At 62.5% G+C, this 14,152-nt stretch carries 20 protein-coding genes and 1 pseudogene; 13 read left to right on the top strand and 8 right to left on the bottom strand.

Annotation, left to right across the window (positions count from 1 at the left end; translation table 11 throughout):
- Window positions 1-15: 15 nt before the first annotated feature.
- Window positions 16-648, bottom strand: a complete 633-nt coding sequence (locus AWB75_RS30155; protein ID WP_061127677.1) for a LysE family translocator — start codon at window positions 646-648, stop codon at window positions 16-18.
- A 66-nt stretch (window positions 649-714) separates the two neighbouring features.
- Complete coding sequence (locus AWB75_RS30150; protein ID WP_061127676.1) at window positions 715-1,836, bottom strand: porin; 1,122 nt, start codon at window positions 1,834-1,836, stop codon at window positions 715-717.
- A gap of 249 nt (window positions 1,837-2,085) precedes the next feature.
- Here AWB75_RS30150 and AWB75_RS30145 point away from each other — a divergent pair, with 249 nt between their 5' ends.
- Window positions 2,086-2,835: an SDR family oxidoreductase gene (locus AWB75_RS30145; protein ID WP_061127675.1), complete on the top strand. Its 750-nt coding sequence runs from the start codon at window positions 2,086-2,088 to the stop codon at window positions 2,833-2,835.
- 19 nt (window positions 2,836-2,854) lie between these two features.
- Here AWB75_RS30145 and AWB75_RS30140 read toward each other — a convergent pair whose 3' ends face one another.
- Window positions 2,855-3,535 (bottom strand): reverse transcriptase-like protein, encoded by a 681-nt coding sequence (locus AWB75_RS30140; protein ID WP_061127674.1) that lies wholly within the window; start codon window positions 3,533-3,535, stop codon window positions 2,855-2,857.
- 134 nt (window positions 3,536-3,669) lie between these two features.
- Between AWB75_RS30140 and AWB75_RS30135 the strand changes: the two genes are divergently transcribed.
- Window positions 3,670-4,176, top strand: coding sequence for a PRC-barrel domain-containing protein (locus AWB75_RS30135; protein WP_061127673.1), 507 nt, complete (start codon window positions 3,670-3,672; stop codon window positions 4,174-4,176).
- A gap of 57 nt (window positions 4,177-4,233) precedes the next feature.
- On the opposite strand, the gene AWB75_RS30130 is transcribed toward AWB75_RS30135, so the two are convergent.
- The gene (locus AWB75_RS30130) at window positions 4,234-4,476 is read right to left on the bottom strand and encodes a hypothetical protein (protein WP_061127672.1); all 243 of its coding nucleotides are present in this window, start codon (window positions 4,474-4,476) and stop codon (window positions 4,234-4,236) included.
- Window positions 4,477-4,571: 95 nt separating this feature from the next.
- Here AWB75_RS30130 and AWB75_RS30125 point away from each other — a divergent pair, with 95 nt between their 5' ends.
- Window positions 4,572-4,796, top strand: a complete 225-nt coding sequence (locus tag AWB75_RS30125; protein ID WP_061127705.1) for a hypothetical protein — start codon at window positions 4,572-4,574, stop codon at window positions 4,794-4,796.
- 64 nt (window positions 4,797-4,860) lie between these two features.
- On the opposite strand, the gene AWB75_RS30120 is transcribed toward AWB75_RS30125, so the two are convergent.
- On the bottom strand, window positions 4,861-5,595 hold the full coding sequence (locus AWB75_RS30120) for a DUF2968 domain-containing protein (protein WP_061127704.1): 735 nt from the start codon (window positions 5,593-5,595) through the stop codon (window positions 4,861-4,863).
- 290 nt (window positions 5,596-5,885) lie between these two features.
- Entirely contained in the window at window positions 5,886-6,437 is a 552-nt protein-coding gene (locus AWB75_RS30115; RefSeq protein WP_061127671.1) for a hypothetical protein, read from the bottom strand.
- 236 nt (window positions 6,438-6,673) lie between these two features.
- Here AWB75_RS30115 and AWB75_RS30110 point away from each other — a divergent pair, with 236 nt between their 5' ends.
- The 5 genes from AWB75_RS30110 to AWB75_RS30095 all read left to right on the top strand — a co-directional run bounded on the left by AWB75_RS30110 (window position 6,674) and on the right by AWB75_RS30095 (window position 9,415).
- Window positions 6,674-6,949: a hypothetical protein gene (locus AWB75_RS30110; protein WP_061127703.1), complete on the top strand. Its 276-nt coding sequence runs from the start codon at window positions 6,674-6,676 to the stop codon at window positions 6,947-6,949.
- A gap of 176 nt (window positions 6,950-7,125) precedes the next feature.
- Window positions 7,126-7,626, top strand: a complete 501-nt coding sequence (locus tag AWB75_RS30105) for a glycerophosphodiester phosphodiesterase family protein (RefSeq protein ID WP_087086992.1) — start codon at window positions 7,126-7,128, stop codon at window positions 7,624-7,626.
- A gap of 46 nt (window positions 7,627-7,672) precedes the next feature.
- The gene (locus tag AWB75_RS38865; protein ID WP_235012295.1) at window positions 7,673-8,077 is read left to right on the top strand and encodes a hypothetical protein; all 405 of its coding nucleotides are present in this window, start codon (window positions 7,673-7,675) and stop codon (window positions 8,075-8,077) included.
- 50 nt (window positions 8,078-8,127) lie between these two features.
- Window positions 8,128-8,793 (top strand): esterase-like activity of phytase family protein, encoded by a 666-nt coding sequence (locus AWB75_RS38860; protein WP_061127669.1) that lies wholly within the window; start codon window positions 8,128-8,130, stop codon window positions 8,791-8,793.
- 118 nt (window positions 8,794-8,911) lie between these two features.
- Window positions 8,912-9,415 (top strand): hypothetical protein, encoded by a 504-nt coding sequence (locus tag AWB75_RS30095; RefSeq protein ID WP_061127668.1) that lies wholly within the window; start codon window positions 8,912-8,914, stop codon window positions 9,413-9,415.
- A gap of 11 nt (window positions 9,416-9,426) precedes the next feature.
- Here AWB75_RS30095 and AWB75_RS30090 read toward each other — a convergent pair whose 3' ends face one another.
- The gene (locus AWB75_RS30090; RefSeq protein WP_061127667.1) at window positions 9,427-11,013 is read right to left on the bottom strand and encodes an inorganic phosphate transporter; all 1,587 of its coding nucleotides are present in this window, start codon (window positions 11,011-11,013) and stop codon (window positions 9,427-9,429) included.
- A gap of 290 nt (window positions 11,014-11,303) precedes the next feature.
- Here AWB75_RS30090 and AWB75_RS38855 point away from each other — a divergent pair, with 290 nt between their 5' ends.
- The 5 genes and pseudogenes from AWB75_RS38855 (at window position 11,304) to AWB75_RS39215 (ending at window position 13,792) form a co-directional block, all read left to right on the top strand.
- Window positions 11,304-11,612, top strand: a complete 309-nt coding sequence (locus tag AWB75_RS38855) for a hypothetical protein (protein ID WP_235012294.1) — start codon at window positions 11,304-11,306, stop codon at window positions 11,610-11,612.
- Window positions 11,613-11,692: 80 nt separating this feature from the next.
- Complete coding sequence (locus tag AWB75_RS30080; protein ID WP_087086990.1) at window positions 11,693-12,067, top strand: hypothetical protein; 375 nt, start codon at window positions 11,693-11,695, stop codon at window positions 12,065-12,067.
- Between the two features lie 144 nt (window positions 12,068-12,211).
- Complete coding sequence (locus AWB75_RS30075) at window positions 12,212-12,478, top strand: hypothetical protein (RefSeq protein ID WP_061127665.1); 267 nt, start codon at window positions 12,212-12,214, stop codon at window positions 12,476-12,478.
- 322 nt (window positions 12,479-12,800) lie between these two features.
- Window positions 12,801-13,536 (top strand): annotated as a pseudogene (locus tag AWB75_RS38850) (tyrosine-type recombinase/integrase); the annotation flags it as partial.
- Window positions 13,537-13,663: 127 nt separating this feature from the next.
- The gene (locus AWB75_RS39215) at window positions 13,664-13,792 is read left to right on the top strand and encodes a hypothetical protein (RefSeq protein WP_268807880.1); all 129 of its coding nucleotides are present in this window, start codon (window positions 13,664-13,666) and stop codon (window positions 13,790-13,792) included.
- Between the two features lie 159 nt (window positions 13,793-13,951).
- On the opposite strand, the gene AWB75_RS38845 is transcribed toward AWB75_RS39215, so the two are convergent.
- Window positions 13,952-14,152: hypothetical protein (locus tag AWB75_RS38845; RefSeq protein WP_235012292.1), on the bottom strand; the 201-nt coding region annotated here is incomplete at its 5' end.

The raw sequence follows: 14,152 nt of genomic DNA, 5'->3' as shown, positions 1-14,152 counted from the left end.
CGCTATTGCGCCGATTCAACTCGCCGGCCGGCGCACGAAAGCCAACATCACCCCGAATCCGATCATCAGCGCCCCGCTCACCCGATTGAACCAGGTAAAGCCACGCGCGCCGCGCGAGAGCGTCCCCAGACGCGCGCCCAGGGCGGCGTAAATAACGATCGCCACTAGTTCGAGCAGCAGAAACGTCGTGCCCAGGATCGCGAAGCTCGTCGCGTACGCGCTGCTATCGACGAATTGCGGGAAGAACGCGGTGAAGACCAGAATCGCTTTCGGGTTGCCGGCGGCGACCCAGAATTCCTGCTTGGTGAGCCGCGCAAGACTCACCGGTTCGTGGGCCATGCCCTCTTCCTTCACGACGAGCGACGGCCCCGAGCGGATCAGCTTCACGCCGATCCAGACGAGATACCCGGCGCCCGCAAACTTGATCGCGGTGAAGAGCGTCTGGGACGCGAGCAGCAATGCACCGAGCCCGAGCCCCGCGATGGCGATCATGATCGCGAACGCGACGATCCGCCCGAATGCCGCCAGCACCGAGGCGCGCACGCCCTCGCGCGCGCCGTTCGATAGCGACAGCACGTTGTTCGGCCCGAACGCCATGTTGATGGCGAAGCACGCGGGCAGGAAAAGCGAGAAGGTCTGGAGCGACATGGAACACCTGCGAACCGGCGGTAACGAGATCGCCAAGTTAGCACGCGAAGCGCGTCCACAAAAGCGTCAGAACCGATGACGGATGCCCGTGGTCAGCATCAACTGATTGCGGCCGCTCGACGGATCGTTCGTGTTGATCACCGCCGGCGCGCCCGACGACGCCCGCTGATAGATCGACTCCAGATAGACATCGGTGCGCTTGGACAGCAGATAGTCGACCTGCAATCCGCCCTCGTGCCAGTGCGCGCCGCCGCCGTTGGTGTACACGTACATGCCCGCGAGCATGATCGCGGGCGTCAGCTTGTAGATGCCGTTGATCTCGTAGTTGTTGAGCGCGAGCGACGGCATTGGGGCGCCGGTATCGGCATCGCTGACGCCTGAGTTGATCGCGCGCGAAAACGCGCCGCTCAGCGTGAACTCGCCAAGCTCATAGCTCATGCCGACGCCGAACGTGTTCTGCTGCTGCACGTTCGCGTTGAAGACGGTGTTCGCCGGGCCGGGCAGCGTGAGGGAGTCGTAGGCGCCGCTCGTCGTGTTGCCGCGCCCGTTGTTGTGCAGATACGCCGCGCCCGCGTTGAACGAGCCCGCCGAGTAGTTGACCCCGACGCTGTACGCGCGGTTGTTCGAGAACGCGCCCGCCTGATTCGAGAACGCGTAGAGGCCGCCGAAGCTGAAGCCGCCATAGGTCGCGCTCGTGTACTTCACGGAGTTCGCGGCGAGGAAGGAGTTATTGGCGTTGTCGTTGTCGAGCACGTGCGCGAAGGCGGTGCCGCCATTGCTGCCGGTCAGCGTGAAGGTCTGGAAATAATCGTGGATCGAATCGTATTGATGACCGAACGTGAGCGTGCCGAGCGTGTCGGTGCCGACGCCGACGTACATCGGATGATCGTTGAGGCCCTCGCCCGTCGCGACCGACAAGCCGCGCTCCAGACGGAAGATCGCACGCGCGCCGCCGCCCAGATCCTCGGACCCTTGCAGACCCCAGTAGCTGCCGTCGATCGTGCCCGTCGTCAGGCGATATTGCGAATGGCCGCCCACGTTGTTGACATAGGCGAGACCCGTGTCGAGATCGCCATAGAGCTGCACCGAACTCTGCGCCCAGGCCGCCGCCGGCAAGCCGATGAGCGTCGCGCAGACCGCCATCGAAGACGTCAGCGAGCGCCGTCGAGGACAGCCTGGCGACGTCATTGATGCGGCTTGGGATGCTTTCGGGCGGATCGGCATGGAGGTCTCCGGTGGTTCTCGGTTCTGGAAAGATTGTCGGTTTTGTTAAGGGGCTTGTCAGTCGAAAAAACGCGCTCGGTCGTTTCTGTATGCCGGAACCAACGAACGACCGTCCTCGACAGTTTTCGCTTGCCGGAACGGCGCGCTTGAGCGTAGCCGACGCCTGAGCGGGCTTGCCGCTAGAATCGAGAGACGCCTTCAGTCAACCCGGTCATGCCCATGCCCCATCCGATTCGAGCCATCCTCACCGGTCATACTCGCGGACTCGGCGCCGCACTTGCCGAACTACTGCTCGATGCAGGTGCCGATGTGCTCGCGATCTCCCGCACGCGCAACGCTGGTCTCGCCGCCCGCCATCCCGGCGAGCTGCAGGAAGTCGAGCTCGATCTCGCCGATCTGACGCAGCTCACCGCATGGCTGTCGGGCGGCACGTTGTCCCGCTTCGTGTCGGGCAGCGAGCGTGTTCTGCTCGTCAACAACGCGGGGTTGCTCGCGCCGGTCGGCAGCCTCGCCGATCAGGACCCGGCGGCCGTCGCGCGCGCGGTGAGCGTGAACGTGGCGGCTCCGATGGCGCTCGCGGCCGCCGTCGTTCAAGCGGGCGCGCAGGCGGCGGAGACGCGCATCGTGCATATTTCCAGCGGCGCGGCTCGCAACGCTTATCCGGGATGGAGCGTCTACTGCGCGACCAAGGCGGCGCTCGACCATCACGCGCGCGCGGTCGCGCTCGACGGCAATCGCGCGCTGCGCATCTGCAGCGTGGCGCCGGGCGTCGTCGACACCGACATGCAGGCCGAAATCCGCGGCACGGAGCTCGGGCGCTTTCCGATGCGCGAACGCTTCGACGCGCTGAAGCGCGACGGTCAGCTCGCGACGCCGGAAGCGTCGGCGCGCAAGGTCGTCGATTATCTGTTGAGCGATGCGTTCGGCGACACGCCGACGGCGGATGTTCGTGACTTGAAGTGACGGTTCCGTCGAGCCTGTGTCATGCCGCTTCGGCGGACGCGCGCGTCGATTCGAGCGCCGCGCGGGAGAGTTCGTCCGCGCGGACATTGCGCGCACGCGGAATCCACTGCAGCCGCACCTCGCCGATCAGCGCGATAAGCGCGCGGGCGCGTGCGGCGTGATGCGCGAGTGAACGAATTCCGGCATCGTGCGGCGCGCTCATGTCGTCGATGACGACGCGGCTGTCGCCGTAAATCACGATATCGACGGCACGTTCGCGCAGCGCCGCTTCGAGCAGCGCGATGAGCGCGAGATACTCCGCAAGGCTGCTGTCGCCCGTGCCCGCGGCGACGCTGATCTCGACCGCCGTTCCGAGCGGCCCGGCCAGCACGCCGCCGACGCCCAATCGGCCCGGATTGGGCAGCGCAGAGCCGTCGAACCAGCCGCGCCATCCGCCCGTGTCGATCCGGGCCTTGCGCTGCTTCGCCTCGCTGACCCGTTCGGCGCGCCGCGCTTCGCGCAAGCGCTGCGCATCCGCGTGACGGTTTTGCGCGGCACGGCGCGCATCGATCAAATCGTGCAAGGACTGCTCGCCCGCCGCCTTTTGGAGTGTCCTGACGAGCGCCGTGTGCTCGGAAATCGACGCGCCTCTGGCGAGCCGGCGGCTCTGCAGGCGCTCCTTCTTGTAGGCGACAGTGAGCAATTCCTCGAAAGCGATCATGGGCGGCGGGCGAATGGAACGACCTCCGAGCTTAGCAGACGACCATGACGCGTCATGGGTATGTCCGTTGCTGACGGAAGCGCGTGAAAGGCTAGCCTTCACGCCTCCTCACAACCTGTCAAAAGGAGCGGATCATGAATCAGTCGATGGGATCGTCTTCGGACGGCGCGAAGATCGTCGGCAAGGGCGCGGCGACGGCTGCGGGCCCCGGCCCCGATGTGATGGCTGCGAGCACGCTCGATGGCAATTCGGTGATGAGCAGCGACGGACACGATGTCGGCTCGCTCAAGGAAATCATGCTCGACGTGACGACCGGGCGTATCGCATATGCGGTGCTGTCGAGCGGCGGCTTTCTCGGCATCGGCGACAAGCTGCTCGCCGTGCCGTGGAGCGCGCTCACGCTCGACACCGACAACCGCTGTTTCAGGATCGATGCGACCGCGGAGCAGGTGCGCAATTCGCCGGGCTTCGACAAGGATGCGTGGCCGTCGATGGCGGACCGCGTCTGGGCGAGCACCGTGCATCAGCACTACGGGCGCGAGCCGTACTGGTCGAACAATCGCGCGGGCGACGTCAGCCAGAGCGGCGCGATTCCGCCCGGTGGCGTGGATGCGCCCGAATCGGGCGGCGTGAAGCTTTAACACAGGGAAGTGGCCGCGCCGAACGGCGGCCAGAGAATGCGGAGCGCGTGCGCGCGATCAGTCGCGCGGTCGCTCTCCGACCTGCATGTCGACGCCTTCGGTCTCGTCCATCAAGGCGCGCAGGACGTCGCCCGCGAAGTCCTCGATGGCGAAGTGCCATTCGAGCGAGCCGACCGGAAAGTCGTGCGGATTGCACTTGCCTTGTGCGCGGCGAATCGCACCGACCGAGAGGCTCAGCGCGCGTGCGTGCTGAAAGTGCGGGTCGTCCGCGTCGAGGAACGGGAATTGATCTTTATCCATGACACCCTTAACGGTCCCTGCCGACGAAACTTTAGGCAAGCCTGGAGCGCGCAATCGTTTGCGTACGATTGCGCGCGCTCGCGGCGGAAGACACCATGCAACCCTATGAGAATCTTGCCGGCAATTCGGGCGTCGAAGCATTCGACATCCTGCGCGACGGCATCAAGGTGCGCTTCGTGAGCGGCGGGACATACTTGTATGACTATCGCGTGCCCGGTCGCACGCGCGTCGAGGAGATGAAGCGGCTAGCCCGCGCCGGACGCGGGCTCAGCACGTATATCGCGAAGTTCGGCCCCGAGTATGCCGAACGATTCGACTAGCTGCTCGAACGGGCGATTTTACGCGATGTAGCGAAGCTTTCTTCGGACGAAACGAAGCGCTGTGTCATCGACGCGACGGCAGATGCGGCACGCGGTCGTTAACCGTTGCGTTCAACTGATGAAGCTGACGCTGCAGCTTGTTCAGTTGTGCCTGCGCCGCGATGCGCTGGCCTTCCAGTTGCGCCAGTTCCTTGCGGACTTCCTGCTGTTTCAGGGCGACTTGCTGGTCATGCGTGCTGCCCTGCTGCAGATCGGTGCGCACGCGGTCGATCTGCGCCTCCGACTCTTCGATGAGACGCGTGAACTGCTCGTTGTGCGCCTCGAGATGCGCGCGCCGCATGTCGGCATCGGCAAGACGCATTGCCTGCTCGACGAAATGACGGAACGCCGGCTCGGCGGCTTCGATATCGCCGGCCTTGAGCACGCGCCACACCGCGTCCTCGTGATACAGCACGGCGTAATAGACCAGCTCGCGCGGATAGAACAACAAACCCGCGCGATACGCGAAACTCTGAAACGTGCGAAACGTCGACAGCGAGCCTTGCTGAACGAGCCATTCGACCTCGGCAAGCTGGCCGGCCTGCAAAGCCTGAACGCCCGCGGACTGTGACGGAACCGCGGCAGGGCGCAACGGCGTCACGCGAGTGACGGGCGCGCTGTTCGGAACATCTTCGTCCGAAGGTACGTCTTCGGGGATTTCGGGCAATGCCACCCGGATTGAACCGTTCGCTTTCTGGCGCACGAGAAACGATGGTGCATTGTCGAGCAAGCTACCTCTTCTGCTCAGCAGGTTTTTCACGATGGCTCCCTGGCCGCATCCCTCGTCGGGACCAGCCGTCATGCAATGTGTCCGGCGGAATGACAGGACCGCGAGCGTTATTCGAATTTCCTGAATGCAGCGATTGCCAATCTGCATGACGAACGGCGCCGACGCGTTCTTGTTCGAATAAGCTGTTGATTCAGTATAGGCGAGACGTTTGGCGTTTCAAACGAAGCGGATAAAACACCGGTGCGATAGCGCCTTTTTCCGCAAGTTGAAGTGAAATTCATGCGGCGTAAATCGTATCCCGCCGCGTGAAACGATTGAGCTCAAGAGTGACGATAATACGCTTGCGCGCCGGTCATTCTCATTTTCTCGATCTGTGCGGAACGCGCCTTTGACATCAACGCGACCATGCGCATGATCCTGATTCCCTGAATACCGCACGGCACGCCCGGCGTCGTGGCGATGCTCGATTCCAACCTGCCCATTGCCCCGTGCAGACTGGCAACCGGCGAAGGCGAAGCGGCGGCGGCCGTCACCGTGACAGGAGCTTGAACCGGAGCGCGTTCCTGCGCGAAGAATACCGAAAGTACGGCCGGCGTTTCGATATCCAGCCGTCCTTCGCACCGATTTTGAAAAAATGCGTGAACAGATTCGAGTTGCGCGACCGGAGCTTGTTCGACGCGCCGCGCAATCGCTGCGCAGCGCTGCAATTTCCAGTTTTCGTGCTGGCTTGCCATTGCGATCGAATCAGCGATGCGCGAGCGCAATTCCGCTTCGCGGCGCGCGATCAAGGCGCCCACCATATGCGCTTCCTCACCCGACTCTTCGGGCAAGCGATCGCGCCATTCAAGTAAATCGTTCAGTGTGATCGACATGACATACTCCGTGGCGTTCAGTCTATTGAGCCGGATTCTGGCAATTCGAGATTGTTTGGATCGCGAATTGTAATGGACCCGCGCTCTTGTCGCCTACCGAATATGCTATCCGGATTCGGACTCTTTAGAGCGCTTTCAGAAATAAATAAGCGCAGTCTTATGCAAGTCGGAGGCGGCACGCTCGATGCTGATAGCGCTGTATGCGGCTGACCGCCGCCCGACTCAAGGAGACGTTCATGAGAACCACCACCGTAATCACTGGCGCGCTCCTCGCGCTCGCCAGCACAGCGGCGCTTTCGCAGGAAATGTCGCGCGATCAGATGATGCAGCGCCAGCAGCAGATGCAACCGGGCAAGAACGAGCCGATGCCGAGCCCGCGTACAGGCGACTCCTCGCAAGGCGGTGTGCAGCCCGGCACCTCGGACAGCGGAACGTTGATGCAAAAGCGCGAGCAAGGCATGTCGCCGAATCAGTCGCAAGGCTCGCAATCGTCCGGGACGATCAAACAATAACTAGCCCGACGCAGTGAGGTCGAAGGACGCCGGCCGCGCGCCGGCGTTTTCATTGAAAGTTACACGGCGCTCAATAGCCGCCTCGAAAAAGTAAGCGATCGCTTCCCTGGTCATACAGACGTCACCCGCAGTTCGTAATAATGCGCGGGGACAAATCATAGGGGACGGGAAGCCAAATGGTCGTGCAACTGATCAACGCATACGATGTCGATTACCGCACAGGCGCCGTCATCTACAACGAAATCACCGACAGCCGTCCGTTCGACTGGACCGTCGCCGGCGATCCGCGCTGGTTCGACGCGATGCTCACGCCTGCCGGCCTCGCGCAGATCAAGACTTACGCGGACGGCATCGGCCCGTGGAAACCGCAGATCGTGCCGCTCGAGATCGCGCCCTTCCCCGCGACCAATCCCGACGGCACGCCCTTCACCGGCTCGACCGCTCAGGCGACCACACGACCGCCCACGAGCGTCATCAGCGATGCGCACAAGGCCGGGCTCTTCGTGCACGTCTTCACGTTCCGCAACGAGAAGAAGTATCTGGCCGCGGACTACAACGGCGATCCGAACGCCGAATACCTGAAATTCTTCCGGCTGGGCGTCGACGGCGTGTTCACGGATTTTTCCAACACCGGCTTCGCGGCCCGCATGGCGTACCTGAAAGAAATCGGCCACTAGGCGCGCGGGCTGCAACGCTTCGCTTCATTCAACAGAAGGAATCGTCATGATTCGCGCTCGTGCCTGTGCCTTGTCGTTTGCGTTGTCCGCGTTGACCGTCGCGTGCTCGTCCGCGTGGGCGAGCGTCGATCTCATCGCCATCGGCCAGTTGAGCGGCAACGGCGCCGATCGCTCGGATGCGACGGCCGCGCCGCTCGAAAACGGCGCGCCGGGCAACCTGCTCGGCGGCCTCGGCTCCGGTCTCGCTTACGCCGGCTGCGACACGTTTCTCGCCGTGCCCGACCGCGGCCCGAACGCGATCGCTTACAACAAGGCCATCGACGACACCGCGTCGTACATCAATCGCTTCCAGACGCTGAACCTGCGTCTCGAAGCGGGCGGCAAAGGCGACGCGCTGCCGTACACGCTGAACCCCACGCTCGCCGACACGACGCTCCTGCATGCCCGCTGATTCAGGACGGCGGCACGAACGGCGCGTACACGCGCATCCTGCGAATCGACGTGCGCACCGGAAAGACGGCGCCATTCGCGTATCCGCTCACCGATATCGGCACCGCCGGCAAACCGAACTATCCGACGATCAGCGATATCGTCGCCGTGAACGATCACGAGTTTCTGCTCGGCGAGCGCGACGGCAAAGGACTCGGCGACGACTCGACCGCCAAATTCAAGCAGCTCTATCACGTGGATATCTCGGGCGCGCAGGACGTGAGCCAGGCGAGCGGCGAAAGCGACCTCCCGCCCTACGCGATCAAGAAGACCTTGTTCCTCGACGTCGTGAAGGCGGTGACGGCTTACGGCTTCAAACCCGCCGACATCCCCGCGAAGATCGAGAGTCTCGCGTTTGGTCCTGACGTGCGCGTCCGCGGCAGGCTGAAGCACACTCTGTTCATCGCGAACGACAACGACTTTCTCGGCACCGAAGGACACGAATCACCCGGACGGCATCGACAATCCGAACAGGTTCTTCGTCTTCGCGATCGACCCCGACGACTTGCAAGGCTATGTCGCGCAACGTCTGCAGGGCGCGAAGGGGCGCGATGGCAAGGCTTGCCGTTTCGATCGGGACGATCACGACGACCACGACGATCAGGGACACGGTCACCGCAAATAACGCGACCATCTCACGCGCTTGTCCACAGTTTCGGTGGACAAGCGTGTAGATAACTCGATGGCTACGCGTCTATCCCGTTGAAGTGAAACGCGTTTCGGAGCGCGCCATCGGGTTTGGCGCGCTCATAAACCGTATATACTGTTTTCTCCACACACGAAAAGGAGAAAACGGATGAGCACACCGCAAGTCAAGGCCCCGACCAAGAAGGCGTTCCATTTCCCAAAGAGCGCCGCCGACAAGGCTGCAACGAACGCCAAACCCGACGCCAAGGTCAGCAAGAACACGCCAACCAAAGCGCCCGCGACGCCGAAGACCGGGACGAAGGCAGCCGCCCCCGCCGCCACGCCGAAGAGCGCAAAAAAGCAGGCCGTGAAAGCGCCCGCAACGAAGACCGCCGCCACGGAGCAGGCCGTCGCGAGTCAGCCGAAATCCGAGCCGAAAGCCAAGCGCGTGAAGAAGGAAAAGGTCATGCGCGACAGCTTCACGATGCCCAAGTCGGACTACGCGAAGATCGACTCGCTGAAGGAGAAGTGCCAGAAAAACGGCGTGCGCGTGAAGAAGAGCGAACTGCTGCGCGCGGCGCTCGCGATGCTCGACGCTGCCACGGAAAAGCGCCTCGTCGAAGCGATCAGGGCGCTGGAAACGGTGAAGACCGGCCGCCCGGCGAATGCCTGAGCGTCACCGGTTCAGAAGAGGCCTCTGAAGAGCCAGTAGAGCCCGGCGGCCAGAGCGATGGACGCGGGCAGCGTCAGCACCCACGCGAGCACGAGGCTGCGCACGGTGTTCCATTGCAGCCCCGAACCGTTGGCCGCCATTGTCCCGGCGACGCCCGAAGACAGCACGTGCGTCGTCGAGACCGGCAGGCCGTAGGCATCGGCGGCGCCGATGGTCAGCATCGCGACCAGCTCCGCCGAAGCGCCCTGCCCGTACGTAAGATGCTGCTTGCCGATCTTCTCGCCGACGGTCACGACGATGCGCTTCCAGCCGACCATCGTGCCGAGGCCGAGCGCGATCGCCACCGCCACCTTCACCCACGTCGGAATGAACTTCGTCGCGTGATCGAGCTGCTTCTTGTAGTTGTCGATCACCGCGCGGTCCGCGGGCGCGAACGCGGGCGTGTTCGCCCTCTCCATCAGGCGGATCGCCTCGGACACGAGGTACATGTTGTTGCGCACGTTGTCGATCATGTTTTGCGGCACCGCCGCAAGCGATCCCGACGCGCCGACCTGATTTGCGATGACGTCGGTCAGTTGCTTCACCGCCGGCAAGCTCGCGGGCGAAAGCTGACGGGTGCGCACGTAGGATTGCACGTCCTCGCGCGCGTCGGAGGAAGCCGGCGCGTTATTGGTGTACTTCGCGAACGTCGCGGAGGCATCGTGCGCCACGGCCACGAAACTCTGCGTCTCGGCGGGGCTCACTGCCTTGTTCAGCGCGTAAGCCGTCGGCACCGTGCCGATCAGGATCAGCATGATGAGACCCATGCCTTTTTGCCCGTCGTTTGAGCCGTGCGCAAACGACACGCCCGTGCAGGTCAGGATCAGCAGCGCGCGAATCCAGAACGGCGGCGGGTGATTCTTCTTCGGCTCCTTATAGAGCGCCGGCACCTTCACGAGCGCCTTCAACAACAGCAGCAAAAGCCCCGCGCAGATGAAGCCGACGATCGGCGAGAGCAGCAGGGACTTCCCGACACCCGCCGCCTGCGACCAGTCGACGCCGCTCGTGCCGTTCGGTCCGCGCATGAGCTGATTCATCAGCCCCACGCCGATGATCGAGCCGATCAGCGTATGCGAACTCGACGACGGCAAGCCGAAGTACCACGTCGCCAGGTTCCAGATGATCGCGGCGATGAGCAGTGCGAAGACCATCGCGAAGCCCGCGCTGCTGCCGACCTGCAGAATCAGTTCGACGGGCAGCAGTTGCAGGATGCCGAACGCAACGGCGCCACTCGAAACCAGCACCCCGATGAAGTTCCACGCGCCCGACCAGACGACCGCGAGATTCGGTGTGAGCGAGTGCGTATAGATGACGGTCGCGACCGCGTTCGCGGTGTCGTGAAAGCCATTGACGAACTCGAATCCGAGCGCGATCAGGAGCGCGACACCGAGCAGGAAATAAGGCAGTGCTGAACTCAGCCGGACGGATTCGAGATCGGACGCGAGATGGAGCCCGACATAACCGGCGCCGCCGATGAGAATAAGAAAGAAGACGAAGAGGCTGGTGCGGCGGGCGCGTTCACTGACGCCGCCTTGCTGGGGAAATGCGATGTCCGGCATGATTGCCTCGCGCGTTTGCCGTAGCGGTGCTCAGCATACTTTCCGCCGAGGCGCCGGATCATGAATCTTTTGTGTCAACAGTTCGCATAAAGCTTTCACCGCGCGAAGCAACGACGCGTTGCGTGTGAACGAGTACGATTTCATCGAAATTTCGAGGCTCTGTCATCGGCATGACATTTGGCATGTCTATGTTTCCGGCCAGCACCTTCGACGACCGGCACAGAACGCCGGCGCACGACTGAAGCACAAGCAGAACGAAGCGTCGTGCGAAACAAGTGCATACCGAGACGATGACACTGAATTTCGACCCAGCGCTCGCACGGAAGAGCCTCAGCAGCTCGCTCGGTTCTCACCCTGCCGCCGCTCGCTCCCGCGTCTCCGAACCCTTCTCACTTCGCGATCAGCCTGTCGCCGATGCTTTCGTCATGCTGACGGCCCCGCTCGCGACCGAAGCCTTTCAGCAAACGGAGTTGATGGCCGGGCGCACCGACGCCGCGCTGCTCGAACGGATGCGCTCGACGCTTCGGCGTTTGCGCGCGCTGTGGTGGGCGTTCGAGCCACTGCTCGACGAGAAAGAGGCGCGTATGGTACGCAAGTAATAGGAATTGTCCGGTCGTTTTCCACTGCTGAAGCGGCTTAAATGCAGGCCTTCTCGTTATCTAAAAGAAGAGGCTTAGTGATGAACAAGCTGCGAATTTCCGTCGATGCGCACGGCCACGCGACGCTCTCGCAATTGGTGCAGATCAGCGAGCACTGCGGCAATCGCGCGCGGCTGCTGACGTCGCTCGTGAATATCGTTGCCGCGCCGGGCGGCTTCGAGCGCTTCTGCGCCTATCCGGAAACGGTGCGCCGGGACATGCTGGAACTGATGCGCTCGGTCGCGGAAGAACAGTTGCCGCTCATCGCCGCGCTCGAAGAGCACGCAACGAAGTCAGGCTATGAGCGAGGCGCTCAGGCAGCGCGCGAGGTTCTGGTCCACGAAGAGCAGGCAGCGAATTCGGCCCTCCACTACGATGCCGAAAATCAGCCCGCTCAGTTGTTGATCCCGCATTGAGCTTTCCCATATCGCGCCTGCCATCGGCGCGATGACGCGATGCCCCGCGGCCCACGCGGGGCTTTTCATTCGTGGCGGGCAAAATCGCGTGTCCCTCCTGACGTCGCTCCGCAATGCGCTCCTTTCCGACCCAACGACAACACCATGCGAACCTCAACCGTCCTGCTGACGCCAATCGCCGTCGCGTTTCTGTTCAGCGCGATGGCCGCTCGCGCGCAGTACACCGAACACTGGATGACGAACGCGGAAGTTGCACGCGCGCAGCCGCAGCCGCAGCCTGCTGCATCGCGCAAAACCGCGAAGTCCGTTCAAAGCGCGCCGCGGCAAACCGCCGCCGCGACAGCCGGCGACGATCCGATCGCCGCATTCGCTCAGGATTCGCACTCGCAAAGCAACACTGCCCGCCGCTGATGGTTTGCGGTTCACGCGGAGAATATCGCGACTTTTCCGATTCCATTCCGAGTTGCATCGACTATGCTTCTGAATGTCGTAAGAGGTGGGTGACATGCGCCGCTGCGCCCTGCCATGTGCGAGAGTTCATCGAGCATTATTAGAGGCGCAGTCATGCCATGGCGCCCACTACTCTTACGACAACATTCCCGCCTGATTTTTCCCTGCTCAAATACTGTGATGCGCGCGCGCCTCGCTTCCTCTTCTCGCCGCAAATACGTAGGAATCCCGATTTTCTGATCATCGGTGAGCTTTCGATCGATCGTGAAACGCCGGAAGCTCGATGGCTGCTGTATCGAGTTGTCGCGATCTTTCGAAACAACGAGGTGCTGCGTTTCACGCACGTCATCGAAACGCGCGATACGCGACGCTCAACTCGACGAGCGGCGCAGAAAAAAAAAAGCCCCTGAAGATCAAGGGCTTGAGAATCTGGCGAAGAGGGACCGCCGTAACAGATTCCGACGCGTTCCATCAAGTTCCAATTTCTGTCTATGATGGGCTGAAAATGGCACTGACAGACAAACAAGCAAAGGCATTGCGACCGGACGACAAGCCGGTTTTCGACGGCAAGGTAACGGGGCTTTTCCTCGCGCCCACCAAGACTGGCGGCAAATGGACCTTTCGTTTTACAAGTCTAAACACGGGCAAGCGTCGCGATGCGGGCCTCGACACGTACCCGAACACAACCATTGCAGACGCTCGGGAGAATGCGCTCGCGATGCGTCGAACCCTCGACGCGGGCGACGATCCGATCGACCAGCGAAACAGCGAGCGCGAAAAAGCCGCAGTCGCCGCTGCTGCACTCACCTTCGAGAAAGCGGCGCGGGAAGTTCACACAGAACTGAAACCGGGCTGGAAGAACGCGAAGCACGCCGACCAGTGGATCAACACACTACAGGCGTATGTCTTTCCGAAACTCGGCGCGAAGAAACTCTACGCGATCACGCCCGCCGATTGCTGAAGTTCTAAGAGCGATCTGCCTCGAAAAGCAGGAAACCGCCAGCCGCGTCCGTCAGCGGATGCACGCGGTCATGCAATGGGCTTGGGCGCATGGTCATGTCACGGCGAACCCTGTCAGCGTGGTCGATCACATTCTGCCGAAGCAGGGCGGTAAGAAAGAGCATCAGCCCGCTATGCCTTGGCGCGATGTTCTGCATCGTCAAAAACCATGTTTCGGAACTCAAGCAAGGCGAAGCCACGCGCGCCGCCCTGCTCTTTCTGATCTTGACGGCGGCGCGAAGCGGCGAAGTACGCGGCGCGATTTGGGGAATTTGACCTGAAGACAGGTATTTGGACCGTTCCGCCGCACAGAATGAGAGCGAAGGAACCGCATCGCGTGGCGCTACCCGCGCCCGCGCCCGCTCTCGCACTCGTCAAGCGGTTGAAACGCTTGTCTTCCCGTCACCACACGGAAAGGTACTCAGCGACATGGCCCTAACGTCCTTTCTGCGCCGCGTTCAAGCGAAGAGTGATACCCCCGGACGCATCGCCACGGCGCACGGATTCCGCAGCAGCTTCCGCGATTGTGCTAGTGAACATGGCTACGCTCGCGATCTTGCAGAGCGCGCGCTCGCGCATACCGTGGCGAACAAGGTCGAAGCGGCCTATCACCGAACCGACTTGCTTGAGCAGCGC

Origin of the sequence: Caballeronia catudaia (genome assembly GCF_001544755.2) — a bacterium.
GTDB lineage: Bacteria > Pseudomonadota > Gammaproteobacteria > Burkholderiales > Burkholderiaceae > Caballeronia > Caballeronia catudaia.
The sequence above is the reverse complement of the archived record's forward strand: the minus strand, read 5'-3'. Positions and strand labels throughout refer to the sequence as shown.

Coding starts and splice junctions, on each gene's coding strand:
- AWB75_RS30155 (WP_061127677.1), bottom strand. CDS start 648: ATGTCGCTCCAGACCTTCTCGCTTTTCCTGCCCGCGTGCTTCGCCATC.
- AWB75_RS30150 (WP_061127676.1), bottom strand. CDS start 1,836: ATGACGTCGCCAGGCTGTCCTCGACGGCGCTCGCTGACGTCTTCGATG.
- AWB75_RS30145 (WP_061127675.1), top strand. CDS start 2,086: ATGCCCATGCCCCATCCGATTCGAGCCATCCTCACCGGTCATACTCGC.
- AWB75_RS30140 (WP_061127674.1), bottom strand. CDS start 3,535: ATGATCGCTTTCGAGGAATTGCTCACTGTCGCCTACAAGAAGGAGCGC.
- AWB75_RS30135 (WP_061127673.1), top strand. CDS start 3,670: ATGAATCAGTCGATGGGATCGTCTTCGGACGGCGCGAAGATCGTCGGC.
- AWB75_RS30130 (WP_061127672.1), bottom strand. CDS start 4,476: ATGGATAAAGATCAATTCCCGTTCCTCGACGCGGACGACCCGCACTTT.
- AWB75_RS30125 (WP_061127705.1), top strand. CDS start 4,572: ATGCAACCCTATGAGAATCTTGCCGGCAATTCGGGCGTCGAAGCATTC.
- AWB75_RS30115 (WP_061127671.1), bottom strand. CDS start 6,437: ATGTCGATCACACTGAACGATTTACTTGAATGGCGCGATCGCTTGCCC.
- AWB75_RS30110 (WP_061127703.1), top strand. CDS start 6,674: ATGAGAACCACCACCGTAATCACTGGCGCGCTCCTCGCGCTCGCCAGC.
- AWB75_RS30105 (WP_087086992.1), top strand. CDS start 7,126: ATGGTCGTGCAACTGATCAACGCATACGATGTCGATTACCGCACAGGC.
- AWB75_RS38865 (WP_235012295.1), top strand. CDS start 7,673: ATGATTCGCGCTCGTGCCTGTGCCTTGTCGTTTGCGTTGTCCGCGTTG.
- AWB75_RS30095 (WP_061127668.1), top strand. CDS start 8,912: ATGAGCACACCGCAAGTCAAGGCCCCGACCAAGAAGGCGTTCCATTTC.
- AWB75_RS30090 (WP_061127667.1), bottom strand. CDS start 11,013: ATGCCGGACATCGCATTTCCCCAGCAAGGCGGCGTCAGTGAACGCGCC.
- AWB75_RS38855 (WP_235012294.1), top strand. CDS start 11,304: ATGACACTGAATTTCGACCCAGCGCTCGCACGGAAGAGCCTCAGCAGC.
- AWB75_RS30080 (WP_087086990.1), top strand. CDS start 11,693: ATGAACAAGCTGCGAATTTCCGTCGATGCGCACGGCCACGCGACGCTC.
- AWB75_RS30075 (WP_061127665.1), top strand. CDS start 12,212: ATGCGAACCTCAACCGTCCTGCTGACGCCAATCGCCGTCGCGTTTCTG.
- AWB75_RS39215 (WP_268807880.1), top strand. CDS start 13,664: ATGTTCTGCATCGTCAAAAACCATGTTTCGGAACTCAAGCAAGGCGAA.